The sequence below is a fragment of the Limosilactobacillus reuteri genome, assembly GCF_013694365.1.
GTDB classification, from domain to species: domain Bacteria; phylum Bacillota; class Bacilli; order Lactobacillales; family Lactobacillaceae; genus Limosilactobacillus; species Limosilactobacillus reuteri_E.
This window is the reverse complement of the sequence record NZ_CP059275.1, coordinates 133,216-159,762: the sequence shown is the minus strand read 5'-3', so window position 1 is coordinate 159,762 and position 26,547 is coordinate 133,216. Positions and strand designations below refer to the sequence as shown.

The 26,547-nt window shown below is 39.7% G+C and carries 28 protein-coding genes (2 of these 28 cut by a window edge); all 28 read right to left on the bottom strand.

What is annotated here, in order from left to right; translation table 11 throughout:
* Tightly spaced (each overlapping or abutting the next), the 28 genes in view from HHK02_RS00880 to HHK02_RS00745 form a layout consistent with a single transcriptional unit that may run on beyond the window.
* On the bottom strand, nt 1-33 hold the 5' end (the start) of the coding sequence (locus tag HHK02_RS00880) for a tRNA (adenine(22)-N(1))-methyltransferase (RefSeq protein ID WP_181462587.1). The gene continues 675 nt to the left of window position 1, outside the view; only the first 33 of its 708 coding nucleotides appear in the window; it begins with the start codon at nt 31-33; its stop codon lies beyond the left edge, outside the window.
* Nucleotides 34-858, bottom strand: a complete 825-nt coding sequence (locus tag HHK02_RS00875) for a Nif3-like dinuclear metal center hexameric protein (RefSeq protein ID WP_003671063.1) — start codon at nt 856-858, stop codon at nt 34-36.
* Nucleotides 859-2,109, bottom strand: a complete 1,251-nt coding sequence (pepT, locus tag HHK02_RS00870) for a peptidase T (RefSeq protein ID WP_168240279.1) — start codon at nt 2,107-2,109, stop codon at nt 859-861.
* Entirely contained in the window at nt 2,110-2,313 is a 204-nt protein-coding gene (locus tag HHK02_RS00865; RefSeq protein WP_181462586.1) for a YjzD family protein, read from the bottom strand.
* On the bottom strand, nt 2,314-5,661 hold the full coding sequence (gene dnaE, locus HHK02_RS00860; RefSeq protein WP_181462585.1) for a DNA polymerase III subunit alpha: 3,348 nt from the start codon (nt 5,659-5,661) through the stop codon (nt 2,314-2,316).
* Complete coding sequence (gene pyk / locus HHK02_RS00855; protein ID WP_085679561.1) at nt 5,662-7,083, bottom strand: pyruvate kinase; 1,422 nt, start codon at nt 7,081-7,083, stop codon at nt 5,662-5,664.
* Complete coding sequence (locus tag HHK02_RS00850) at nt 7,084-7,965, bottom strand: CvfB family protein (protein ID WP_181462584.1); 882 nt, start codon at nt 7,963-7,965, stop codon at nt 7,084-7,086.
* Nucleotides 7,966-8,859 carry a tyrosine-type recombinase/integrase gene (locus HHK02_RS00845; RefSeq protein ID WP_152711616.1) on the bottom strand — a complete coding sequence of 298 codons (894 nt, stop codon included), beginning with the start codon at nt 8,857-8,859 and terminating at the stop codon, nt 7,966-7,968.
* Complete coding sequence (locus HHK02_RS00840; RefSeq protein ID WP_085649501.1) at nt 8,860-9,216, bottom strand: reductase; 357 nt, start codon at nt 9,214-9,216, stop codon at nt 8,860-8,862.
* Nucleotides 9,217-10,008, bottom strand: a complete 792-nt coding sequence (locus HHK02_RS00835; RefSeq protein WP_003671047.1) for a segregation and condensation protein A — start codon at nt 10,006-10,008, stop codon at nt 9,217-9,219.
* Nucleotides 10,009-10,614 carry an SMC-Scp complex subunit ScpB gene (scpB, locus tag HHK02_RS00830; RefSeq protein ID WP_181462583.1) on the bottom strand — a complete coding sequence of 202 codons (606 nt, stop codon included), beginning with the start codon at nt 10,612-10,614 and terminating at the stop codon, nt 10,009-10,011.
* The gene (locus HHK02_RS00825) at nt 10,615-11,331 is read right to left on the bottom strand and encodes a pseudouridine synthase (RefSeq protein ID WP_035157748.1); all 717 of its coding nucleotides are present in this window, start codon (nt 11,329-11,331) and stop codon (nt 10,615-10,617) included. It lies immediately after the preceding gene.
* Nucleotides 11,332-11,910, bottom strand: coding sequence for an ECF transporter S component (locus HHK02_RS00820; RefSeq protein ID WP_181462582.1), 579 nt, complete (start codon nt 11,908-11,910; stop codon nt 11,332-11,334).
* Entirely contained in the window at nt 11,911-12,936 is a 1,026-nt protein-coding gene (locus HHK02_RS00815) for a helix-turn-helix domain-containing protein (RefSeq protein WP_181462581.1), read from the bottom strand. It abuts the gene before it with no gap.
* The gene (locus tag HHK02_RS00810) at nt 12,937-14,376 is read right to left on the bottom strand and encodes a RecQ family ATP-dependent DNA helicase (RefSeq protein WP_085679575.1); all 1,440 of its coding nucleotides are present in this window, start codon (nt 14,374-14,376) and stop codon (nt 12,937-12,939) included.
* Nucleotides 14,377-14,949: a LysM domain-containing protein gene (locus tag HHK02_RS00805; RefSeq protein ID WP_181462580.1), complete on the bottom strand. Its 573-nt coding sequence runs from the start codon at nt 14,947-14,949 to the stop codon at nt 14,377-14,379. It abuts the gene before it with no gap.
* Nucleotides 14,950-15,630: a (d)CMP kinase gene (gene cmk / locus HHK02_RS00800; protein ID WP_085679581.1), complete on the bottom strand. Its 681-nt coding sequence runs from the start codon at nt 15,628-15,630 to the stop codon at nt 14,950-14,952.
* Nucleotides 15,631-16,881: a 30S ribosomal protein S1 gene (gene rpsA, locus HHK02_RS00795; protein WP_003666049.1), complete on the bottom strand. Its 1,251-nt coding sequence runs from the start codon at nt 16,879-16,881 to the stop codon at nt 15,631-15,633.
* Nucleotides 16,882-18,195, bottom strand: a complete 1,314-nt coding sequence (gene der, locus HHK02_RS00790; protein WP_035157732.1) for a ribosome biogenesis GTPase Der — start codon at nt 18,193-18,195, stop codon at nt 16,882-16,884. It lies immediately after the preceding gene.
* The gene (locus tag HHK02_RS00785) at nt 18,196-18,471 is read right to left on the bottom strand and encodes an HU family DNA-binding protein (protein WP_003666054.1); all 276 of its coding nucleotides are present in this window, start codon (nt 18,469-18,471) and stop codon (nt 18,196-18,198) included. It lies immediately after the preceding gene.
* A complete protein-coding gene (locus HHK02_RS00780; protein WP_152711620.1) occupies nt 18,472-19,737 on the bottom strand; it encodes a tetratricopeptide repeat protein in 1,266 nt (421 codons plus the stop codon).
* On the bottom strand, nt 19,738-20,949 hold the full coding sequence (locus HHK02_RS00775; RefSeq protein WP_181462579.1) for a CCA tRNA nucleotidyltransferase: 1,212 nt from the start codon (nt 20,947-20,949) through the stop codon (nt 19,738-19,740).
* The gene (locus tag HHK02_RS00770; protein ID WP_181462578.1) at nt 20,950-22,860 is read right to left on the bottom strand and encodes an ABC-F family ATP-binding cassette domain-containing protein; all 1,911 of its coding nucleotides are present in this window, start codon (nt 22,858-22,860) and stop codon (nt 20,950-20,952) included.
* Nucleotides 22,861-23,823: a thymidylate synthase gene (locus HHK02_RS00765; protein WP_181462577.1), complete on the bottom strand. Its 963-nt coding sequence runs from the start codon at nt 23,821-23,823 to the stop codon at nt 22,861-22,863.
* Nucleotides 23,824-24,312 carry a dihydrofolate reductase gene (locus HHK02_RS00760; RefSeq protein ID WP_003670900.1) on the bottom strand — a complete coding sequence of 163 codons (489 nt, stop codon included), beginning with the start codon at nt 24,310-24,312 and terminating at the stop codon, nt 23,824-23,826.
* Complete coding sequence (trhA, locus tag HHK02_RS00755; RefSeq protein WP_085649508.1) at nt 24,313-24,957, bottom strand: PAQR family membrane homeostasis protein TrhA; 645 nt, start codon at nt 24,955-24,957, stop codon at nt 24,313-24,315.
* Nucleotides 24,958-25,800: a DegV family protein gene (locus HHK02_RS00750; RefSeq protein ID WP_181462576.1), complete on the bottom strand. Its 843-nt coding sequence runs from the start codon at nt 25,798-25,800 to the stop codon at nt 24,958-24,960.
* Nucleotides 25,801-26,547, bottom strand: the 3' portion of a protein-coding gene (locus HHK02_RS00745) for an SGNH/GDSL hydrolase family protein (RefSeq protein WP_181462575.1). 180 nt of this gene lie beyond the right edge of the window; only the last 747 of its 927 coding nucleotides appear in the window; its start codon lies off the right edge, out of view; the stop codon is at nt 25,801-25,803.

Genomic DNA, 26,547 nt, shown 5'->3' with positions numbered 1-26,547 from the left:
TGCCAGACGTGCTGATAAGTGCTTTTCATCCACCTATTTAGTAATAAAAGTAAACGGCTCTGTATTAACTCTACTCTCTAGCACCTCAAACTGCCAATTATTTTCATTCTTCCACTGGGTGATTAAGTTAGCAAGCTGGTGGGCAGCTACCACTTCAATATGATGTCCAGGATCAATAACAACAAGGTGATTAGCAATCATATCGTGCGCAAAGTGGTAACTTACATCTCCAGTGACATAAGCATCAGCTCCAGTTTCAAGAGCTTGTTGATAAAAATCTTGACCAGCACCACCAAGTACTGCAACACGTTTAATCTCTCTCTCTTGGTCAAGCGGGTTGACAATTAACCGTAATCCGCGGATGGCAAAAACATCTATACAATAATTTGCAAATTTTCGCGGTGTTAATGGTTCATTCAGCTCACCAACACGCCCCATTCCAACTGGTTCACCGCTTATTGGATCATTTCCTGCTGGCACTAAAGGCACAGTATTAGTTAGGCGAAGTTGATCTGCTAACCAGTCATTCATTCCGCCATTAGCAGTATCCAAATTCGTATGAGCTGCATAAACAGTAATATTATTCGCCAAAAGTTTAGCGTACATTGCATTTTGCGGATCCCGCGTATCTAGATTCTTTGCTGGGTGAAACATAATGGGATGATGAGCAAAAATAAGGTCAACATTTTGCTCAATTGCTTCATCAACCACTTCTGGGCGAACATCAAGGGTGGTCATTAGTCGAGTAATCGGGAGATCTGGATTGCCAATTTGTAGACCGACATGATCCCATTTTTCTGCTAGTTGCGGATTAGCAAATTTTTCAAAACGCGCAATTAATTGGTTACCGGTTGTCATTTATTTATCTTCTTCCGCAGTCAACCGCACAATCTCAAGTAGGGTGTCCAATGCACGTTCCATTGTTTGCAGTGATACATATTCAAAACGCGAGTGCATGTTTTCTCCACCAGCAAAAAGATTAGGAGTTGGTAAGCCCTTATAAGAAATTGTTGAACCATCCGTCCCGCCACGAACTGGATAGATATCCGGTTTAATGTCTAGATTTTCCATAGCTTTCTTCGCAATTTCAACAACTTCCATGTGATTCTTAAGCGCATCTTTTAAGTTGTAGTATTGGTCATAAAGATTCATCGTTACTAGGTCTGCACCAAGTTCATCATTTAGGCCAGCAACAACCCGGTCGAGTAAATGCTTCCGTTCAATAAACGTTTGCTTATCATGATCACGAATTAAATATGTCATTGAAGCATGATCAACAGTTCCATCAAACTTGTATAAGTGATAGAATCCTTGCCGTCCATCTGTTCGTTCAGCTCGATCATGTGCTGGCAAGCTATTTTGCAAGTCAATTGCAACCTGAATAGCATTGATCATTGTTCCCTTAGCAACCCCAGTGTGAACATCTTTTCCTTGAATCTCAATTTCTGCCTGAGCTGCATTAAATGTTTCATATTCCAATTCGCCAAGTGGACCACCATCAACCGTATAGGCAAAATCGGCCCCAAAATCCTTAACATCAAAATGATCAGCCCCGGTGCCGATTTCCTCATCAGGTCCTAAACCAATCTTAATTGTTCCGTGCTTAATTTCAGGATGAGCCATCAGGTAAGCAGCCATTGTAACAATCTCCGCTACTCCTGACTTGTCATCAGCCCCAAGCAAAGTAGACCCATCAGTAGTAATTAAAGTATTGCCCTGATATTTTTCCAATGATGGAAATTCAGTAGTAGTTAAGGCATATTGGCCATCTTTATCAAGCTTAATATCTGACTTGCCATCGTAATCTTTGACAATCTGTGGATTAACATTATGAGCATTAAAATCTGCAGTGTCGATATGGGCAATGAAGCCAACCGTTGGCACATCCTTGTCAATATTACTTGGAATTGTAGCGACCAAATATGAACTTTGTGGATTAATATGAACATCACTCAACCCTAAAGATATCAATTCATCTTTTAATTCATTTAAAAATGCAGTTTCCTTAGGATCAGAAGGAATTGTTTTTGAATCTGGATTTGACCTTGTTTCAGTTTTAACATACTTCAAAAAACGTGGTAATAACCCCTCATACTTTTCCTCACTCATTTAACCTTCATTTTTGCTAGGATTTGCATCTGCGGTAATTTTATCCACACAATTGATAACGACTAATCCCATAATTACAGAACACCAGCCGACAAGGGTGTAGTCTGGTGTCATCGATTCTAGTTGACTTGTGATGTAAGCTAGGACCTCACCCAGAATAAGTGCCCAAATACCAGCCACGATATTCTTTAATAAAAAGTTCATTCAGTGATTACTATTAAGCTGTTGTAAGACAACGTTTTCTTGGCCAAGAACGGCGACAAGCGCCTTTTTTGCTTTCTGAGAATTTTTTAACCATCGTTTTTGGTCAAGCAGGATCTTCTTATCGTTTGCTGGATAAAACAACAAGACAGGAATTGAACCATGGTATTCATTAAAAATATTATTTAACTCTCGATGCACCATCTCAGTGTCTAATGACGGTAAGATTCGTAAAACCCATCGTTGCTTGCGGCGTTTCTGTTGAACTTTTTTAACATCCTGCAATTGATTAGCAACTAATTGTAGACCCCGTCCCTCACGATATTCTACTCGACCTCTGACAATTAAAATCTTATTTGTTTCTAGTTGCTCTTTGAACTGCTGATATTGTTTGGGAAAGACGGTAATATCAATTGCTCCGGTCTCATCCGTTCCATTAACAAAGGCCATTTCCCGATGTTCACGTTTAGTATAAATAGTCTTAACGTGATTTGTAAGGACAATTATTGTCGCTTCTGAATGCGGGTATAAATTAGCAATTTTAGTTGCATGGAGCTGCTGTCCTAATTGGTAATATTGGGTAACCGGGTGGCCGGAAAGATACACTCCTAAGTATTCATTCTCCTTCGTTAAACGGGTCAACAGAGGGAATTCATTTCGTTGGTCAATTGCCGTTTGGAGAGCCGGATCGTCAAAATTAGCAAAACCAGCAAACAACTCAATCCCGGAAATTAATTTAGGAAGGGCGTCAATCATCTCCGCTCGGTTATATTCCATCTTATCAAAGGCCCCACTATAGATTAACGGTTCGATTAATTCTTGCTTTTGCCAACGTTCTGGAATACGCGCAATAAAATTACGAAGATCTGTAAACTTGCCATTTTCCTGCCGTTCTTCAAGAATTGCGGCGACAAAATCACGACGTACTCCTTTAATAGCAGAAAAGCCAAAGTAAACTGTCCCATCATGTAATAGAAAACTACTCTCACTTATATTGATTCGCGGCCCACTAACCTTGACGCCAAATTGCTTTGCATCCCCCACGTGCCGTTTCAATTTCTCAATATTAGTTTCTGCATTCATTAGGGCTGTAAAAAAAGCTGCAGGGTAATAAACTTTCAAATATGCCATCTCAAACGCCATCATAGAATAGGCAACTGCATGCGAACGATTGAACCCATAATTAGCAAAGCGATCGATATATTCAAATACTTGGTGAGCAACTTGTGCTGAATAGCCGTGTTCTGTTGCGCCGGCAATAAATTTTGTCCGCATATCCTCCATTGTGGCCTTTTTCTTCTTACTCATTGCCCGGCGTAAAAGATCCGCCTCTCCTAAGGTAAAGCCAGCCATTACCGAGGCCAATTGCATTACCTGCTCTTGATAGACCAAAATACCGTAAGTTGGTCCCAGAATTTTTTCAAGTGACGGAGCAGGATAAGTAATTTTCTCTTTTCCAGCTTTGCGGGCGGTAAAATGAGAAATATTTTCCATTGGGCCCGGACGATAAAGTGCATTCACTGCCACAATATCTTCAAAATTCGTTGGGTGAAGATTGACCAATACATTTCTGATCCCACTTGATTCAAATTGAAAAATCCCTTCAGTTTTTCCTCGCTGGAACAGTTGAAGAGTCAACGGATCATTAAAGTTAATTTTTTGCAAATCAAAATTAGGGTCTTCTTGCCGAATCATTTGAAGGATGTTATCCATGATTGAAAGGTTCTTCAATCCCAAGAAATCCATTTTTAATAGCCCCAGCGCTTCTACTGTGTCTTTGGCAAACTGCGTCATTAATAAGCCATCACTACCATCTTGTAACGGCACAATTTCATGTAATGGCTGCTCAGAAAGGACAATGCCTGCCGCGTGAATTGAATAATGACGCGGCAATCCCTCTAATTGCTGTGCAACTTGAATCAGCAAACGAAATTTAGGATTATCGTCAAGAAGATTTTTTAGTTGTTGTGACTCCTTTAATGCATCTTTGAGTGTCACGTGAAGGCCATGTGGTAATGCATCGATTAACCTTTGCATATCGTAACGGGGCAAGTTAAAGACCCGACTCACATCACGAACGACTTGTTTAGCGGCTAATGTCCCAAAAGTAATAATTTGGGCTACGCGTTGGTGACCATATTTTTGATGTACATACTGCAAAACTTCATCACGCCGATTATCAGGAATATCTAAGTCAATATCGGGCATTTGAGCTCGTTCTGGATTCAGAAAGCGTTCAAATAATAAGTCGTATTGCAAAGGATCAACTTCTGTAATTGCTAAAGCATAGGCAACTAATGATCCCGCAGCTGATCCTCGTCCAGGGTCGGTCGTAATCTTTTGCTGGTGAGCAAAATTCATTACGTCCCATACAATTAAGAAATAATCATCAAAGCCCATTTCATGGATTACTTTTAATTCCATCGCTAAACGTTCTTGGTACTGTTGAATAGTTTTTCCTGGTGCTACTCGTCTTTTTTTCAATCCTTGAATACATAGAGAACGTAAATATTGTTGAGATGGTATCCCTGCTTGATTTTTAAAATGAGGAAGGACCGGGGCCCTAAATTGAAGTTCAACGTTGCACAGGGCTGCTACTTCAACTGTCTTTTGCGCGGCTGCACTAAGCCCCTTTGCATTGTAATCTTGGACAATCTGTTCTTTCGAATGAAGATAATGTTGTCCTCTTCGTCCCGCTTCTATTGTCGGATCTTTTAACTCAACTCCGGCATCAATTGCTTGTAAAACCCGACTAGCAAAAAGGTCATTAGCATTTAAATAATCAACTGGAGACGTCCCTACTAATGGCAAAGATAATTGTTTTGATAATTGTTGCAAGGTATCTATTTGAACGTCATCTAACCGCGAATTGACTCCTAACAGAACGCTATCATCATCCCCCAGATTAGCAAGCTCAGTTAAAATTGATGTTGGCTGAGCAAGTATACTAAAAACTGTACTTTGTGGGGGGATAATTATAAACAATTCATCCAATAAAGAACTAATTTGCGCAATCGTTAAAGGTATTTTTTTATCTTTTCGTGTTTGCTGAAGCGTCGATAGGTCCATCAGATGCTGATACCCTCGTTGATTCTTAGCTAGAAATACTAAATCTAGCTTGGTACCATCCGTCTCATTTAATGCAACTACCAGCCGCAAGCCGAGAATGGGTTTAATTCCTGCTTTTTTTGCTGCATTATAAAATTCGACAGCCCCATATAAAACATTTTCGTCTGTTAACGCTAATGCCTTATACCCTCGTTCCTTAGCCGTTGTAACTAGGTCAGAAATCCGGGTGGGACTTTTTAGCAAACTATAACTACTCTTAACATCTAAGGGCGTAAAATCCACTTAGTCGATAGTCTTAACACGCATCATGTTAGTTGCACCTGGTACACCCAAAGGAACACCAGCAACGATGATGATTCTGTCGCCCTTCTTAGCAAAGCCAAGTTCAACAGCCTTCTTAGCAGCTAAGTCGAACATTGTATCAGTGTTCTTCATTTCATCAACAACGTATGGTTGAACACCCCAGTTGATCATAAGTCCACGTTCTACACGTTCGTTTGGAGTTAATGCAACGATATCAGCATTAGGACGGTACTTAGAAATCATCTTAGCAGTGTAGCCTGAAGCAGTGTAAGCAACAATTGTGTGAATGTCTAAGTCTTTAGCTGCGTTAGCAACAGCAGAACCGATAGTTTCAGTTACGTCAGACTTGTCCCAATCGAACTTTTCAGTACCGAATTCCCAAAGGTGGTTTTCAGCCTTGATGTCAATGTTGTTCATCATTGCAACAGATTCAACTGGGTAGTCACCGTTAGCACTTTCACCAGAAAGCATAGTAGCATCAGTACCGTCAAATACGGCGTTAGCAACGTCTGATACTTCGGCACGGGTTGGACGTGGGTTTTCTTGCATTGAGTCAAGCATTTGGGTAGCAGTAATAACTGGCTTACCTAATTCGTTACAACGCTTGATCATGTGCTTTTGAACAATTGGCACATTTTGGGCAGGAATTTCAACACCCATGTCACCACGAGGTACCATTAAACCGTCAGAAACAGCAATGATTTCTTCAAAGTTGTCGATACCTTCTTGAGATTCAATCTTAGGGAAAATTTGAACATCTTCCATGTTCTTTTCCTTAAGTAATTCGCGAATGTCAAGAACATCTTGAGCCTTACGAACGAAGGATGCAGCAATGTAGTTGATCTTGTTTTCCAAACCAAAACGAATATCGCTACTGTCCTTTTCAGTAATACCTGGTAAGTTGATTGATACACCAGGGGCGTTAACACCCTTCCGAGAACCAAGAACACCATGGTTTAAGACGTGACATACAAGTTCCTTGTTTGCATCGTCTTTTTCATCAATAACCATGTCAATTAAACCATCATCAAAAAGAACATGGCCACCAACATGAGTATCATCGTATAAGCCTGGGTAGGTAACAGCAATCTTGTCATGAGTACCTTCAATTGAAGGATCCATTGAAATGCGAACCTTGTCGCCAATTTCAAAGTTGATCTTACCTTCTTTTTGAACAGTAGTCCGAATTTCGGCACCCTTAGTATCAAGCATAAGACCAACGTGCTTGCCAGTAATTTCTTCAGCCTTGTGTACGTTTTCGATCCGACCCAAGTGTTCTGGGTGGTCACCGTGTGAGAAGTTGAAACGGAAAATGTTAGCTCCCGCATTGATCAACTTAACGATCGTATCAACATCAGTACTTGCAGGACCAAGTGTACTTACAATCTTGGTTTTCTTCATTTAATCTTGATTCTCTTTTACTAGGATTAATTGACCGTTTTCTTGTTTTACTAATTTCTCTTTAAGCAAATGCCCAATAGCACGTTTAAACTGCCCCTTGCTTATGCCAAAGACATCGCGAATGATCGATGGGTCCGTCTTATCAGTGTATGGCAAGCGGTGATTTATACCATGTTCTAACATTGTCAAAATCATTTGTGCATCTTCACCAATAGCTTGGTAGGCACGAGGCTTAAGGGAGAGATTGAGACTACCATGTGACGAAATTCCAATAACCCGCGCTTTAACTCGTTGACCTAATCGCGGTTCTTGGTCTCGTTCACTTGGATGGATGAATCCTAAACGATAATCATCAGTAATCACAAAGGTTCCACTCATCTTAAGGCGGTAAACTGTGGCATAAGTATCATGGTTGAGCAAGCGTTTATCTGGAGCTGCTGAAATAGTTTGATAGATTTGGTCATCTGCTAATTTACCCCATAGACGATCCTTATCATCAACTTGAAGGGACATTAATAAACGGTCACCTGGTTGTGGCCATAAGTGTTTCAAGCTTGGTAAATCATCTAAAGAGACGACAATATCCTTATTGGGAAGACCGATATCAACAAAAACCCCTAAATCACGACGAACATTAACTACTGTACCATAATCGTAATGGTCAACCTGGATCGTTGGAATGTATTTACAGGTCATCTGTAGTTGGTGGTCCTCATTTTCATAAACAAAGCCGCGTACCTGTCCACCAATATGTAATTCTTGAGGACTTTCGCTTTTCGGTAATCGATACGTTTGCCCATTACGATCTGGTTGAACAAAATAATCGGTATCATTTTCATCAATCATTACCGCTGTAACAACTTTTCCTAATGCTGAATTCATCTATGCACGAGGATGATATTTCATATAGTTAGCGGATAACTGTTGCGGCGAGACCTGTAAATATGGTTGGAGAGCCTTCATCGCGTTATAACCAAGGATTTCTTGGATTAATTGAACATCGGCGCCATTTTCTATTAAATGAACAGCAAAAGAATAACGCATAGTTTGAGGAGTAACTTCTTTTTTGATTTTAGCCTCACTGACCCATTCCTTCATTTTTTTCCAAATTCCTTGCCGCGTCAAAGGATAACCATGAGCATTTAAGAACACCCGCGTTTCGTGATCATCTCTGAGCAAACGTGGTCGACCACGGTCTAGGTAACCGGTAAGCCACTTGACTGCTGGTTGACTTAAGGGAATCATCCGCTCACGTTCATTCTTTCCTGTTAGTTGTAGAAGCTTAACGTCGAGATGAAGTGCTGTCAGATCCAAGGCAATTACTTCACTAACCCTCATTCCCGTTGCATCCATAATCTCTAACAACGCTCGATCACGAAGACCAATTGGGGTTGAAACATCCGGGACTGCCAGCAGTTGTTCAATTTCTTTTTCAGTTAAAATTACCGGTGCAGGTGGTTGGTTAAAGGTATACTGGTGATCAATCATTTCCATTGGATTAATGGTTAGGTTATGGTGACGAATCATGTATTTATAAAATTGCCGTAAACTTGAAATCACACGGTTAATTGTTGAATTAGCTTTTCCCTGCTGACGAAGACTATTAAGGAGGTCAATTAGCAAATAGTGGTCCACCTGTTGCCAATCATCAATTCCTCGATCTTCTAAATAAGTCACAGTTTGTTCTAAGTCCCGTTGATAACTCATCAAGGTATTATCGCTTAATTGTCGTTTATCTTTTAAAAAAGCTAAAAACGCAGCCACTTCATTATTCATTTATTCATTATTTCTCTCCCACATGCTAATTATTGGTTGGGTTGCTAAGGTTCCCATGAGGCGTTTATGAGGATATTGATCGTGAACGCCATCTAATAAGGAAAAAATATTATACCCCGTTCGTTCGCTTGGCGTAAACGATAAGCGGCGAACCAGCACGTAACAATCCCCTATTTCTATCATCACAATTCCAATAAAGTGACTATCATCCATGTCTTTCCACAAAAAGATTGGCCAATCATTAGCCAGTGCCCAGTCCATCTCTTCCATAAAACGATTATCTTTTCGAAGATCTTTTACTAAGGATAATAAACCTAGGGCGATTTTTTGGTAATCTTTTCGATAACGAACTAACATTCAATCTGCGCTTGGTTGGTTAGTTTCGTATTCGTCACTCTTAGATCCCTCCGCTAAAATTATTGGTTCAAACAAGCCACCTTGGTTAATAACAATCGCTTGATGCTTTGCCAGTTCAAGAATTGCTAAAAAAGTTGTAACTAAGCCATCGCGAGTATGTAAATCTTCAAACAAGTCTTCAAACCTAACCGGACCATCATGAATAATTTCAATCACGTGGTTCATTTGTTGACCAACGCTTACTTTTTCAGCTGCTACAGTTTCAACTAATGGAGTAGCTAATTGTTGGCGGCGAAGAACGGCTGCAAAAGCTTGTTGCAAATCCGTTAATTTGATGCCCGGCTCCACGTGAGATTTTACCATTTCACGTGGAACTTGCATTGCTGGTCGAGTATACTCCTGTTGACGCAGATTTTCTTTATCTTTTAGTCGATCTGCTGCTTTTTTATAACGCTGATATTCCAAAAGCTGTTCCACTAATTCTTGTCGGGGATCAAGCTCCTCTACTTCTAGTTCATCATCCAATACTGGCGGCGAAGGTAACAGCATCTGACTTTTAATGTCCATCAGAGTCGCAGCCATTACAAAATATTCACCCGCGACTTCTAATTGGTGGCTTTGCATCTGGTGAAGGTAATCAAGGTATTGGCTTGTAATTTGCGAAATCTGAATATCATAAATATCCATTTCAGATTGCTTTATTAAATGGAGCAATAAATCTAGTGGTCCTTCAAAGTCATGAACCTTTATGACCGGTTGAAATGGATTTTGTGGTTGCACTTGCTTATTCATTTAATTATCGTCCTTTCGTTCTTCTCGCGCCTGTAATGCTTCAAGGAAAATATCTCCATTAATATTGCTCATTTCTAATTCGTCTTGATCGGGTAACGGTGGGAGTTCATCTAAATCGCTTAAACCGAAATAGTTTAAGAAAGCCGGGGTTGTTGAATATAAAAATGGACGGCCTGGTGCATCCAAACGTCCATGAGTGTCAACTAAACCACGAACCATTAATTTTTGTAATGATCCTGAACTTTGTACTCCCCGAATATCATCAATTTCTAGCCGCGTAATTGGTTGCCGATAAGCAACAATGGCCAATACTTCTAATAATGCTTTAGTCAATGGTACCGTTAACGGGACTTCAAAGTAATGTTTAATGACCTCTGCTAACTGAGGCTTGGTTGCTAAACGATAGGTCTGATCACTTTCAAGCAAGATAAAAGCAGATGTGGGATCATCTTCATACTTCTTTTTTAGCTCTTGTAATATTGTTAGAACAGCCGGTTTCATAAAACCAGAAATTTTTGCTAAATCGCCTAGGGGAATTCCTTCGTCCCCACTAATAAAAAGTAATCCTTCAATCTGCGCTTGGTTGGTTAGTTTCGTATTCGTCACTTACTTTTTCTTTAATAACTGCACTTCTTCAGGCTTTAATGCACGGAATTCACCCGGCTGAAGACCATATAAATTTAATGGTCCATATGTTTCACGATGAAGTTTAGTCACCGGATGTCCTACTGCCTTAAACATATTCTTAACTTGGTGGTTTCGTCCTTCGTGGATTGTTAATTGAACAAGGCTTGTCTTCTTGGCACGGTCAACATTCAAGAGCTTCGATTTAGCCGGTTTTGTCTTTCGACCATCGATGACTACCCCTAAACGTAATTGTTTTAACTCATCATTTTTGACGATTCCTTCAACCTTAGCAACATAGGTTTTTTCAACTTCATATTTAGGATGCATCAGTTTATTTGCCAAAGCACCATCATTTGTTAGGAGAAGAATTCCAGTTGTATCATAGTCCAATCGGCCAACTGGATAAATGCGTTCATCAATCTCAGCATCATGAATAATATCAACCACTGTTCGACGGCCTTTATCATCATGAGCACTTGAGATAACTCCCCGCGGCTTATTTAACAAGTAGTAAACGTGCTGTTCGTGATGGATTGGAACACCATTTACTACAATCTCATCGTGAACGCCAACTTTAGTGCCAAGTTCAGTCACAATCTTGCCATTAACTGCAACTTTCCCTTGAAGGATAAGTTTTTCTGATGCCCGACGAGAAGCTACTCCCGCTTCCGCCATTGCCTTTTGTAATCGTTCCATTTAAATCATTCTATGCTGGTCTAGCCATGGACGCAACCGACCCGCGATAATTACATATACAATTGTAACAACCAAACCCTTAATAAGGTTAAAAGGCAACACACCGATCGCTACTAATTGAGATACGGGCAAAGTTGACTTCCAGTTCCAAACTGCCATATATAAAGGGGTAAGGATCCACAAATTAAGCAGAGACATTAAAACAGTCAACGTTACGGTTCCTAAAGCAATTCCGATAATAGCTTGTCTTTTATTACTCCAGTTATGATGACGCCATACCCAGCAGAACGGAAGCAGAAGAGCGAGGGATGAAATAAAGTCGCTGGTAACCCCGATTAATTCAGCTGGCGAAAAGCCATGAATCATTCCGTGAATTAAGCATTTAATTGCAGCGATAATAATTCCGCCAACTGGCCCATAGATATAGCCCCCTATCAAAACAGGGACATCAGAAAAGTCCAGTTTAAGATAGGGCGCCATCGGCAAAACCGGAAACTCAAAAAACATTAAAATAAATGCTAAGGCACCCAAACAGGCTATGCCTACCAATCGTTGAATACGTTGATGCGTTACTGTCATTTATTTTTCATTTGTTATTCCTTGAAATATTTGATATAGGCGGTATTCATAAAAACTGGCAATTTGCTCGTCAAATTTCCATACGGTCGGTTCGCCCTTATAGAATCGACTAAGTTCGTCACGCTTACTCTCTGGCAAAAGGATATCCCAGTCTAGCTTGTCAGGAATAAGGATTGCCGCTTCCAAGAGATGCTCCCTAATTGTATTTTCTTTCAACCGTCGCTCTTGAGCAATCAGTTCAATTGGCTCTCCCTGGGTATATAAGTCAAACGTTACTTGGGCACTCCGATTTAGTGGACTCTCATTGATCAGCGGAAGGAGCAATTGTTGCAGTGGACCAGGAAAATTACGAGCATAAGCGCTAACCGCTAACATCTCGTCATGACGTAAGTACTGGATATCATCGATTTTTATTTTCAATTCTTGAGCTGCTTGATTAATTGTCCATCCTGATCGCTGATAACCAATCATGACATTAAAAAGGTCCGTTGTCATTCGTGGATCTTCACTTTCCAAAGCGCTGCCAAACCGATGGAGATCAGTATAGAGATTTTTAACCAGATCGTGATGATAATTTTGTCGAAACCACTGCTTCACCGCAACCATTTCACCATATGAAATCGCCAATGGAACATACTTTCTTTGATGATAAGAGAATTCTGATACGACTTGAATAGCTAAAAAAAGTCGTTGGATTATTCGTTGCGTATTGGTTAACCAGTACCAGTCATAAAACGATGGGATGTAGAAAGTTTCTTCTTCGTTTTTTAAAACTTTCGCGCCCTCTTCTGTAAGAATTGCTTGGGATTGATCATCAATCGCTAATAGTTTATCAGCAACAAGTTGATTAATAAGCTGATCATATTCTTGTCGATTCAGTGTTCGATCTGCCCCTAACCACTCTAAGATTCCATACTGTCGAGCCCAAAAGAGAGTTGCGACTGTTCGCCGACTTCGCAGAGTGTTTTCAATTACACGAATTCGCCGTGGCTGGTGATAGCTAAAAAAGCGCAATAATTTATTCACTTAATTTTCAGTAATATTTAACAGGCCCTTTAAGCGGTCTTCCCATCCTACTTTATTGTTTTCAGAAAGTGGCTGACTGACCGGCAAAATAAGTTTAGTTGCCCAATCTGAAAGCTCATAATCACAACAAAATTCATTCGAACCGGCAAATTGCTCACCAAAATATGTTAAAAGATATTCTCTTTTACAACCGTCCTCTTTGATATAAGCAACCATTTCTTGCAATTCTTTTTCTGTTTGAATTTTGCGCCGCTCAAACATCGTAATTATTTGCTGCGGCGTAAAAGAATGTTCAAGATAAAACGCAAATAAAGACGCTTGCTCCCCCAAAATACTTGCTGACAACTTGCCATTCTTAATCTGCTCTAAAATTGTAGCTGGCGGAAGATCAACGCTTGTTAATTGTCGTTGAATCATTTCATCGCCATTTGCATATAGAAGAACTGCCAAACTCTGCTTACCATCACGCCCAGCTCGACCGATTTCCTGTAAATAATTCTCTAAATTACTTGGCAAATGATAATGAATAACGTAACGAATATCATTTTTGTCAATTCCCATCCCAAACGCACTCGTTGCACAAATTACCTGTAATTCATTATTCATAAATTGATTTTGAATTCGAAATCGTTCAATTGGAACAACGCCAGCATGATAAGCTGCCACATTTAAATCAGTTTGGTTTTCAAGCCATTCTGCCATCTGAGAAGCCAGCTTACGACTTGCAAAGTAAATAATTCCGGGACCAGTGAATTTTTGAACTAGTTTCAGAAGTTCACCATCCTTTTCCTTTTGAGTAGCGATGGACTTAACAGCTAAAAAAATGTTAGGACGGTCAACAGATTTAATTACCTGGTAGGCAGTCGTCATCCCCATTTTTTTCAAAATATCCTGTCGAATACGAGGAGTAGCAGTTGCCGTCAACAGCAATGTTGTCGGCGATCCTAATTGCTGCCGCACTTCCTTTAGTAATAAATATTCAGGACGAAAATCAGGGCCCCACTGTGAGATACAATGGGCCTCATCAATAACCATTAACGCAATCTTATTTTTCTTAAGCGCGGTTAAAACTTGCTGGTTATCAAGCATTTCCGGAGAAGTAAATATAAATTTAAATGATTTCAAATTGTGGAGGACACTTGCTCGCTCTTTTCCGACAAGCTGGCCGCTTAACATAATGACTCGTTTTTCTCCCTGCCGATGAAGACGGTCAACCTGATCCTGCATTAGTGAAATCAACGGTGAAACAATGAGGATCGTTCCTGACAATAAATAAGCTGGCAATTGATATAAAAGGGATTTCCCGGCACCAGTGGGAAGAATCGATAAAGCGTCTTTCCCTTCCAGTAAGGCGTTAATTGTCTCTTCTTGGCCTGGACGAAAATCCTCAAAGCCAAAATGATTTTGTAAAACATCTAGAATTTCTTGCTTATTTTTCATTTAACGATAACGGTTTGTATTTTCTGTATTATTATTGTAGCGATTATAGGTTTGGTTATTGTTATAACGCTGCTGATAACTACTGTAGCGATTAGGAGTAGTCCGGTTTTGATACCCATTACCATAACGATAACTACTACTATATCGATAATAGCTACTACTGCTTTGCGGAGCACTATAACTTTGGCTGGTTTGCGTCGAACTTGATTCCTCAATACTTGAAGAAGAGGATTCACTACTGCTTATACTAGATTCCTTCTTTGAATGCTCACTAGAGGTACTCGAACTGTGAGATTCTTTTTTTTTACTATTTTTAGAACTAGCAGCTACTTGTTCAGTTCTCACCGGATGATTAAAGGACTGTTTATTATTAATCCAATAAATAAGTGGTGTAACGGCGAGAACGATAATTAACACGATTAAGATCGTAGTAATCATTGAATTATGTGATCGTTGCTTACGGTGTTCTGTTCGTGATAAATGGCCATCACTATCAAGGTCTTCGTTATCTGTAAACTTTTTATCCCATAATTCATCGTTAGCTCGTCGGCTCTCTTTCCGTTCCTCACTCAACTAATTCATCTTGTGTTTTTTTATTATTTTACTGATTTCACTCACAACTTCATCAATTGTCATATTTGTTGTATCCAATTTGATTGCATCAGGTGCTTGTGTAAGAGGTGAAATTTTTCGCGTTGAGTCTTTTTTATCCCTTAATTCAATTGCTTTTTGTAATTCTTCAAGCGATGTTGTATTAATCCCTTTTGCCTGGTTTTCAGCGTATCGCCGTCGCGCCCGTTCATAGGCACTCGCTACCATGAATATCTTTACGGGTGCTTGTGGTAAAACAGTTGTACCAATATCCCGTCCATCCATTACAATTCCACCATTTTCAGCAATTTGCCGCTGTTGCTTAGTCATCTCTTCGCGAACAGCTGGAACTGCCGCCACAGCAGATACATTTGCTGCTACTTTCGGCAACCGAATATCATGAGTCACCTCTTTGCCATCCAAGAAAACTCTTTGTTCAGTTTCACCAGGTTCAAAATCTATTTTTATTTGCCGAGCAATTTCAGCAACCTTTTTATCATCTTTTGGATCAATGCCCTGGTTTAATGCTGCTAATGTAACAGCTCGGTACATTGCGCCGGTATCACAATAGACATAATTAAACTTTTTTGCTACTAATTTAGCGACCGTACTCTTTCCTGCTGAGGCCGGACCATCAATTGCTACTTGCAATCCCTTACACATCTAGTTCCGTAGGTCCTTAAGCTTGTCACCAATTAAGTCACCCATTGAGAAGCCACTTTCTTCTTCTGGAGCGTTGTTCATGAAGCTCCGGTTGTTATTGTTACGACGTGAACGACGACGACCACGGTAGTTTTCACCGTTGTTATTGTTGTTTTCGTCTTCCTTTGGACGTTCTTCAAGAGCCTTCATTGATAAACCAAGACGTTGGTGTTCAGGATCAACATTGATTACCTTAACTTGAACTTCTTGACCTGGCTTAAGAACATCTGCAGGTGTAGCAATGTGCTTGTGTGAGATTTGTGAAATGTGAACTAAACCTTCAACACCAGGGAATACTTCAACGAAAGCACCAAAGCTAGTCAAACGCTTAACAGTACCAGTTAATACGCTGTCTACTGGAGCCTTTTCTTCAATATCATCCCATGGTCCTGGTAAAGTTTGCTTAATGGATAATGAAATCCGTTCACGTTCAGGGTCAACGCTTAATACCTTAACCTTAACATCTTGACCAGCAGTCAATACATCAGAAGGCTTGTCAACGTGATCGTATGAAATTTCAGAAACGTGAACCAATCCATCAACGCCGCCAAGGTCAATAAATGCACCGAAGTTAGTCATCCGTGCAACTTTACCTTCAACAACATCGCCTGGTTGTAATTCAGCAAATACCTTTTCAGCAGCCTTTTCGTGTTGAGCTTGAATGATTTCCTTGTGTGAAAGAATCAAACGGTTTTCGCTTGGTTCGATTTCAACAATCTTGAATTCAAGTTCTTGACCCTTAAATTGATTAAGGTCTTCAACATAGTGATCAGTAATCATTGAAGCAGGGACGAAGCCACGAACTCCAGCATCAACGACTAATCCACCCTTAACAGCTTGAGTGACTTTGGCGGTAATGTGTTCACCTTCATCAAATTTCTTTTGAATGTCATCCCATACCTTACGGGCTTCAAGACGACGGTGAGAAAGAAGGTAGCTACCATTTTCCTTATCGTTACCGATCTTAGAAATGACAACTAAGTCTAATTCGTCACCTACTTTTACAGCATCATTGATGTCTTCAACTGGCTTGGTTGATAATTCCTTAGCAGGGACGACACCTTCAACCCCTGCATCTTTAATACCAACGATAGCTTGACGATCGTCATCGATTGCCAAAACTTCACCCTTGACAACATCGCCCACCTTAACTTGTTCAATGCTATCAAGCGCTTCTAACATATCGTTTTTATTTTCGTTGTTTTCAGCCATTTACTGCCGTTGACGCTTGATTAAATGGATCGGTGTACCAGAAAAGTCAAATGCCTTCCGAATTTGATTTTCCAAATAACGCTCATAGGAGAAGTGCATTAACTCTGGATCATTAACAAAGATAACAAATGTTGGTGGTTCGGTTGCAACCTGTGTCCCATAGTATACTCGCAAACGCCGACCATTTTGTGTTGGAGTCGGATTGGCAGCAATTGCATCCATTAAAACATCATTTAAGACTGCCGATTGGATCCGTTGACGGTGATGTTGATATACTTCCTCGATCAATCCCGGTAATTGATTTAACCGTTGCTTTGTCTTCGCCGAAACGAAAATAATTGGTGCATAACTGAGGTACTGGAATTCTTGCCGAATCAGATTAGTAAAATCTGTCATCGTTCGGTGGTCTTTTTCTTTTAATGTATCCCACTTATTAACGACGATAATAACCCCACATCCTGCTTCATGAGCATATCCAGCAATGTGCTTATCTAATTCACGAATACCTTCTTCTGCATTTAGGACAACAAGTACAACATCACTATCATCAATTGCTCGCATGGACCGCATCAATGAATAACGCTCAGTGTTCTCATAAATTTTTCCTTTTTTGCGGATTCCAGCAGTATCAACCATTGTGAATTTTTGTCCATCTGCTGTTTCAAATTGAGTATTAATGGCATCACGGGTAGTTCCGGCAACGTTAGATACAATTACCCGGTTCTCACCTAGAATTGCATTAACTAGTGATGATTTCCCCACATTAGGACGCCCAATAAAGCTAAAGTGAATGGAGTCATCTTCATCATTAGCAGCGTTATCAGGAAACTCTTTAATAACAGCATCCAAAAGATCACCCATTCCAATACCGTGAACACTTGAAACTGCATACGGTTCACCCAGACCAAGGGAATAGTAATCATAAATATCACTCCGCCGTTCTGGATTATCGACTTTATTAACAGCTAAGACCACTGGTTTATTGGAGCGATATAAAATTCGTGCTACTTGTTCATCAGCATCAGTTACACCATTTTCTACATCGGCAACGAAGATTATTACATCCGCTTCATCAATAGCAACTTCTGCTTGTTGGCGAATCTGTGTCAATAATGGTTGATCTGATATTTCGATCCCGCCAGTATCAATCATGCTAAAATGTTTTCCTAACCATTCAGCATGAGCATAAATACGATCTCGAGTAACTCCAGGAGTATCTTCGACAATTGAAATCCGTTCTCCCGCAATACGATTGAATAATGTTGATTTTCCAACGTTTGGACGACCAACAACTGCTACGATTGGATTTGCCAATTACTTAACAGCGTCCTTTAAAGCTTTACCAGGCTTGAATGCTGGTACCTTGCTTGCAGGAATGTTGATTTCTTCTCCAGTTTGTGGGTTGCGGCCCTTACGTGCAGCACGTTGACGTACTTCGAAGTTACCGAAGCCGATCAATTGAACCTTTTCACCCTTAGCTAAAGATGCTTGAATTGAACTGAAAACAGCATCTACAGCTGCAGTAGCATCCTTCTTGGTTAAGCCAGTTGCAGTAGCAACATTGCTTACTAATTCTGCTTTGTTTGCCATTTATTTGTAATCTTCATATTGGTCATAAAGATCTTGCATTTCAGTGTCTGTTGGGACTAACCGGAGATAGCGTTCCAATTCATCCATTAACTTATCAGTTTCACCAGTTTCGCGGTAGTAATTAATTAATTCTTTTAAGAATGTTGGATTTTCACTGTATGCCGGCAAAGCAGCTTCATAATATTTTCCGGCTAATTCAAGCTGATCAGTTCGTTGATATGACCGCGCTAGATTCCAATATAATTGTGGATCTGTTTCATCTTCTTTTACCAATGGACTCAGGAGCTTAATATTTGCCTCATCATCGTGTTGGTGAAGCAAGAAATTACTATATTGTAAAGTAATCGTCATATTCTCTGGAGCAAGTTCATGCGCTTTTACCAAGTATTTCTTCATTAACTTTTGGTCGCCAAGGTAGCTGGTAATTTCAGCTGCTAATGAATAAAGGTATTCATTGTATTGATCAACACTGAGCCCTTCTTGGACAACTCGTAATGCCTGCTGATACTTATTTTCCTTTTCATATGCCTTTGCTAGTTCAGGATAAGCAGACGCATATTGGTTATCATCATTGATAAGATCCTCTAAGGTTTTTATTGCCTTTTCAGTATCTCCTAATTGAAGTCGGGTCAACCCCTTTTGGAAACGAATATCACTAGTCTGGTATTCCGGTTTAACCTGATTGAAGTACCCTAAAGCCTTCTTAAACTGACCGCTCTGAGCGTAACAAATCCCTAGACGTCCAGCGATATCAACTTTTGCAAAGTCAGTATACCCATTTTTAATTAGTTGGAAGTAATATTGGATTGCTTCAGAATATTGGCCAACCATAAAGTAAAATTCACCAAGCGCAAATTCAACAGCTGGTTCATCGGGAGCCAACGCGTAAGCTTCTTTTAACTTTTCCTCCGTCACTTCAAATTCTTCTTCGGTTTGATATAAGTCCGCGGCAACCAGTAATGATTGAACATAAGCTGGCGAGTCTGGTTTAATCTGGGCTAAGTATGATAAAGCTTCGTCATTATGTCCTTCATCAATTGCAATCGTCGCTAAATTAGTCTTTAATTCATCTTCATCTGGATAACAATCTAATAATTTTAAGTAAATCGTTCGTGCCTGTTGAAGAAAGCCCAATGCGTACAATTCCTCCGCAAGGCTAAATAACATATCATCATCATCATTAATTAGTGCGAGTTTAAATGAGTTTTGGGCTTCTTTTAATTTTCCTGCTTCTAATTGATCAAGCATTTGTTCTGAGTAGGTCATTTATCCCTCTTTCGTTATCTCTTCTACTTTTTCTAATAAGGTTGTTGCATCGTTAGCTATTTCGCCATTTACTACTGCCAACGTTAATTGCTGAAGAATCTTCCCCATCAATGGTCCCGGTTTTACCCCCGCTTTAGTAATTAATATTCGACCATCAATTGCTAATTCTTTAGCATTTTTAATTGGTAATTTTTGATAAGCTTTTTGTAATTCCTCATCATTAATTGCCCATCCATATAACTTAGCTACTTGGTTAGCATCATGGAGGGCTGTTTCACCGGTATTAAACATTAGTGTTGGCGTAAGCGTACGTTGACGAATTGCTTGGACTGCTGGAACTACTTTTTTGACCTGCGCAATTAAATCATTTGCTGTCTTCCACTTCTTTAAGAATTTACCAATTTCTTTTTGATCAAGCTGGAGCTGTAAGCTCAAAACTGACCACAATTGGACCTCATTTTCCAAATGCCATTGGTTAAGGATTAATAAAGCCGATAAAGCAGCTTGCGCATTTTCCAACCCTGGACAATATTGGTACAATCCAGTCGCAATAAAATCTTTTAAACCCGCTACTGGATTTTGACCCAGCAATAGTTTTTCTAGTTCAACCCGGATTCGTTCAACTGCAATTTTTTCTAATAATGGTGCATTTCCTTTAATCCCTTTTAATGTTGCAGTATCAATGACAAAATCAAGCTTACTTGCAAAACGCACGGCCCGCATCATCCGTAAAGCATCTTCATGAAAACGTTCATTAGGGTTGCCAACTGCTTTAATAAGATGTTTTTGCAAGTCTTCTAGTCCGTCAAATAGATCAATAACTTCCCCATCTTCCCGTAAGGCGAGGGCATTAATTGTGAAGTCTCGACGCTGGAGATCTTCACTTAATGAACGAACAAAAGTCACTTTATCAGGACGGCGGTAGTCTTGGTAACCTGACTCGGTTCTAAAAGTAGTTGTTTCATATCCCGTTCCATGGTCGAGAATCATAACTGTACCATGTTCAATTCCGGTATCGACAGTATGGTTAAAAATCGCCTTTATTTCACTAGGGTAAGCACTCGTCGCTATATCTATATCATGAATCTCATCATGCAAAATAGTGTCACGGACACAACCGCCAACAAAATATGCTTCGTAGCCGGCCTCCTCTATTTTTTGTAAAACAGGGCGTGCTGGTTCAAATATAGCTGGTAATTGTTTTATTTTCATTTACTCGTCAACGTATGTGCTTAAATACTCCCAACGAGCTGTCTTTTCATCAATTTTTTCTTGTATTTCATTTAGCTGCTTCTGTAACTTAGCAATTTTCGTATAATCGCTTGCTGCTTTAGCCATTTCATTTTCTAATTGCTGATGCTGTTGATCAAGGGCGTCTAATTCTTCATCAATATGATCCCACTCGAGTTGTTCAGCATAAGTAAGTTTTGTTTTTTCTTTTTTGGCTGGTTCTTGCTTACTTGCCTGCTTTTTAGCAAGGGCTTTTTGATCATTTTTAAGCTCTTTATCCTTATCTGCTTCTTCTTTTTTAGCAGTTAAATAATCAGTAAAGCGTCCCGTATAACGCTCAATATCACCATTTCCATTGAAGACTAGCAAATTGTCGGCCACTTTATCTAAGAAATAACGATCATGAGAAACCGTAATAACAGTTCCCGCAAAATTATCTAGGTAATCTTCAAGAACTGTCAGTGTTCCAATATCAAGGTCGTTAGTTGGTTCATCTAGTAATAAGACGTTAGGCTGCTGCATTAAGATTTTTAAGAGGTATAATCGTCGCTTTTCACCCCCAGAAAGCTTTCGGATCAAAGTACCATGCATAAAGCGAGGGAATAGGAAACGTTCTAATAATTGGGTAACGCTAAGCTTATTACCATCTTTATCAGTAACATTATCTGCAATTTCAGACAAGAAACTAATCATCCGCTTATCATTGTCAATTCCTTCTGTTTGCTGGGTATAATATCCTAACTTAACGGTTTCACCAATCTTAAGGACACCACTATCTAGAGGGACACGTTGGGCAATTACGTTTAATAAACTCGTCTTACCTGCCCCGTTTTCACCAGTAATTCCAATTCGATCACCTGCTTGAACAAGCCAATTGAAGTCATGAAGGATTTGATGATTATCAAATTTTAAGTTAGCATCCTTAAATTGAATAACATCTTTCCCTAGACGTTGTGATCCAAGATTAATAGCAATATCTTCATCGGTTTTAAGATTACCGATTTTTCCCTCTAATTCGTGGAACCGATTGATTCGCCCCTTTTGTTTTGTGGAACGGGCTTTTGCACCTGTCCGCATCCAGGCTAATTCTTTTTTATACAGCTGTTGATTCTTTTTCTCAGTATCTTTAGCTAATTCTACTCGTTCCGCCTTTTTTGCTACAAAGTCCTGATAATTTCCCTCGTAGTGATAAAGTTTACCAAAAGATAGTTCCCAGATATGATTTGTAATTTGATCAAGGAAGTATCGATCGTGGGTAACAACAAGGACGGCACCCTTATAACTACGAAGAAAATCTTGGAGCCAAACTACCGAATCGAGGTCTAAGTGGTTAGTCGGTTCATCCAGTAATAAGAGATCTGGCTGTTGAATTAAGACTTGTGCTAGCCCAACCCGTTTCTTTTGTCCTCCAGAAAGTTGAGCAATCTTTTGACTTACATCTTTTATCTTTAACTGGGTCAGAATCGTCTTCACCCGACTATCTGCTTCCCATGCATCTTCTTGATCCATTCGTGCCTGCATTTTTGTGTAACGGTCGATTGCTTGTGGATCTTCCGGGTGCTTTGTAAAGCGTTCAAGCGCCAACTCATATTGGCGAATCGTTTCAAACACTGGTTGTTTACCTTCAAAAACAGCTTCCATGATTGTTTTATTTTCATCAAGCTCTGGTTGCTGCTTTAAATAACCGATCGTATAATCATTGGGTTTAGTGATCTGACCGCTACCTTCTGGGTTTACTTCCCCACTAATTACGTTAAGAAGACTTGTTTTCCCGCTTCCATTAACACCAATCAGTCCAATTCGATCATTTTCATTGATAATAAACGAAATATCATCAAATAAGGTCTTTTCACCGTATGTGCTGGTTAGGCCCTCTGCACGCATTGTTTGCATTTAAACTGCTACGGGAGCCTTGATTGCCGGCTCATAAGTATAGCCTTCTAATTTAATATCAGTCATTTCATATTGATCGATTGGTTTTGGTTTAGTAGGTAAAATCAATTTAGGAGCTTCATGAGGTGTTCTTGTCAGCTGTTCTTTAACTTGATCAAGGTGGTTCAGATAAATGTGAGCATCCCCTAATGTATGAACAAACTCGCCAGGTTCTAGACCACATTGATGAGCAATCATATGCGTCAATAATGCATAACTAGCGATATTGAATGGAACTCCTAAAAAGATGTCGGCGCTCCGTTGATAGAGCTGACAACTAAGCTTTCCATCATTAACATAAAATTGGAACATTGTGTGACATGGAGGGAGAGCCATGGAAGGAACATCTTCTGGATTCCAAGCTGAAACAATCATCCGTCGTGAATCTGGAGTAGTTTTAATCTGCTGGATAACATTAGCAATTTGATCAATTGTGTCGCCTTGACTCGTCTTCCATTTTCGCCACTGACTTCCATAAACAAGCCCTAAATCGCCATACTTTTGGGCAAAATCATCATCTTCAAGAATTCGCTGACAAAATGCCTTCTTTTCTTGGAGATAGACCTGCTTAAACTCTGGATCTTTAAGCCAGCGGTGACCAAAGTCTGTCATATCTGGGCCTTGATATTCAGCACTTTCCACCCACTTCTTAAATGCCCATTCATCCCAAATATGATTCTTGTGTTGAAGTAAGAAGCGAATGTTAGTGTCACCTCGTAAAAACCATAGTAATTCACTCTTAATCAAGCCAAATGGGACTTTCTTGGTAGTTAAAATAGGAAAACCTTTGCTTAAGTCAAACCGCATCTGATATCCGAAAACAGACTTAGTACCAGTTCCTGTCCGATCACCCTTTTGATGTCCATTCGTCAAAACATAACGAATTAAGTCTAAGTATTGCTCTTCATTTATATTTGTTGCCATTTATACGTTTAGTTCCCATTCTTCAAAACGACAAATTAGCTGGTCATCTTTTTCATAATTATTGTGGTTTACTAAGTGCCAACGGTCATAATCGATCGTTGGCATTTTTGTATCTCCAACAATTTGCTTATTTATCACCGTTCGTGTTAGCTTTGTCGCCATTGGGAGTAATTGCTGATAGATCGTTGCCCCACCGATTACAAAATATTCGTTTGGATTTGCTTTAAGATATTCTTTAAGGGCAGCTAAAGAATGAACGACTTTCACTCCTTCAGCATCTATGTTCTGACTGGTAAGCACAATATTTTCTCGCTTAGGCAACGGTTTATTGCCAAGAGAAGCAAAAGTTTTTCGCCCCATTATAATTGGGTGACCAGTAGTTTTTGTCTTAAAATGCTTCATATCAGCAGAAACATGCCACGGAATTGTATTATCTTTGCCAATCCAACCATTCAAATCTTCCGCCCAGATTAAATTCAGTTCACTCATCTAAACGTATAAAAGAATTGAAAAGTACATTAATATCGTGCCGATGAGGACAAAAATATGCCAAATCAAATGGGTATATGCCGTTGGCCGGCTGTAAAAGAGGGCGCCAAGAGTAAAGGAAAGTCCTCCTAGTAAAAGCAATCCGAAGCCAACTGGACCAAGCGCATGCCAGAGAGGCATGAAGGCAACTAGACATAGCCAGCCCATTAGAATGTAAATAATGGTTGAATATTTACTTTTATGTTTTAACCAAATACATTTATACACGATTCCAATAACAGATAAGCCCCAAATCACGCCGAAAATTGTCCAGCCTAACCAGCCGCGGATACTAACTAAACAATAGGGGGTATAAGTCGCGGCAATAAGCACAAAGATCATTGAATGGTCGAGAATTTGAAAGACTCGTTTAGCTCGTGTAAAGATCAAGGCATGAAATAAGGTTGACGAAAGGTAAAAAAGAATTAAAGCACTTCCGTAAATAGTAAAGGTAACAATTCGCATGGGACTACCAGTATGAACAGCTCTGATAATTAACAAGATCAAGCCAGCAATTGATAGTCCTGCTCCAATCCCATGAGTAACCGCATTACCTATTTCTATCAGCAAAGTACGCCGATCTCTTGTCTCTTTTTGTCTATCCATTTATTCTGTATAGTATAGCAAACAACAAGCACCCATTCCAGTGTGAGTTGCAATAATTGGCACTGTCTCTCGAACAGTAACCTCGATTTCTGGATAAAGTTCTTTTATTTTTGCTAATAAGCGTTCTACTTCTTTGCCAGCATCGACATGAGAAATTCCAATTCGCTTAACTTTTGGTCCCCGTGCCATTTCATCTAAAATCTTATCCCATTCCTTATGCATTGATTTAATGCCACGGCCTTTTGATTCAATATGAATCTGACCGTCATACACATGGAGCATAACCTTAATGTTTAATAGGTTAGAAATAGCACCAGCAAATTTATTAATTCGGCCACCAGCAACTAAATTATCAAGATTATCAATTGCCAAGTAAAGTTCAGATTTACTAAGTACTTCTTTCATCTTAGCAATTGCATCTTCAACGCTACCACCAGCTTCAATCACTTGGGCTGCTTCAATTATTTCGAAGCCCATTACTTGGTCGGTTGACTGGGAATCGTAGACTGTAACTTTTGTCTTTGTCATTCCAGCCGCTTGTTCAGCCGCATGGACGGTCCCACTAATTGATTCCATCATTGTAACGCATAATACTTCACTACCATCTTCACCTAGCTTATCAAAGGCATCTACAAACTTCCCAATTGGTGGCTGGGAAGTCTTTGGTAGTGACTTAGCATTCTTCATCATTTCAGGGAACTGTTCGTTTGTAATTGTTTCACGCTCAACGTATACCGTCCCATCAATCATTACACTTAATGGTATAATTGTAATGTCATATTTTTTAATTTCTTCATCAGTTAATCCTGCTGATGAGTCACAAACAATTTTTATCTTTGCCATTTACCTCCGTGTGAATTCCCAGCTATCATGTTTTTGCATTACCTTAAATAATTGGTCAGCAATTTTGACGTATCCCGTATGATTAGGATGGAAATTATCTTCTGTTGAAATGTATTTATTAAGGTTCTTATCCTTATGATTCATAATTTCAATAACCCGCTTTTGACTGACTTGCCCTTGATTAGCCTTTTCTTCTTCCTTGACCAGCTGTTGTTGCTGACTCTTAGTCTGATATTGACCGTATGACATCAACTTATTAATGTTCACAAAATACATTGACTTATAATTATTCATTGTATCTTGCGTAGTTTGGTTCCATTGATTAATTGACTTGTTAATAATTGTTACATCTGGGAAATAGGTATAGAAGGGATTATAAATACTCATCACAAAAATAGGAGCCTTAGGATTTTCCTTTCGAACTGCATCAAATAGCTTAATTAATTTTTTTTGATAAGTCTTTTCGCCACTTTCAACACTACTGGTAACTTGCCGTTCAGAGCCCATTACGTTTTTTTCCAAGATCTGCATCAAATCGTTCCCACCGACAGTCATCGTAATCACATCCGCGCTCTGTAAGTCACTACGTAATTGAGATTGCTGATTTAAGCGGTCAAGAATCTGGTCGGATCGGTCCCCTGTTACCCCGTAATTGACTGTTGTCACCTTAGTTTGGTGGTAACGGTGTTCGATTTTTTCCTTAATTACCCCAACGTATCCACCATTATTACTCTCGTCCCCTTGACC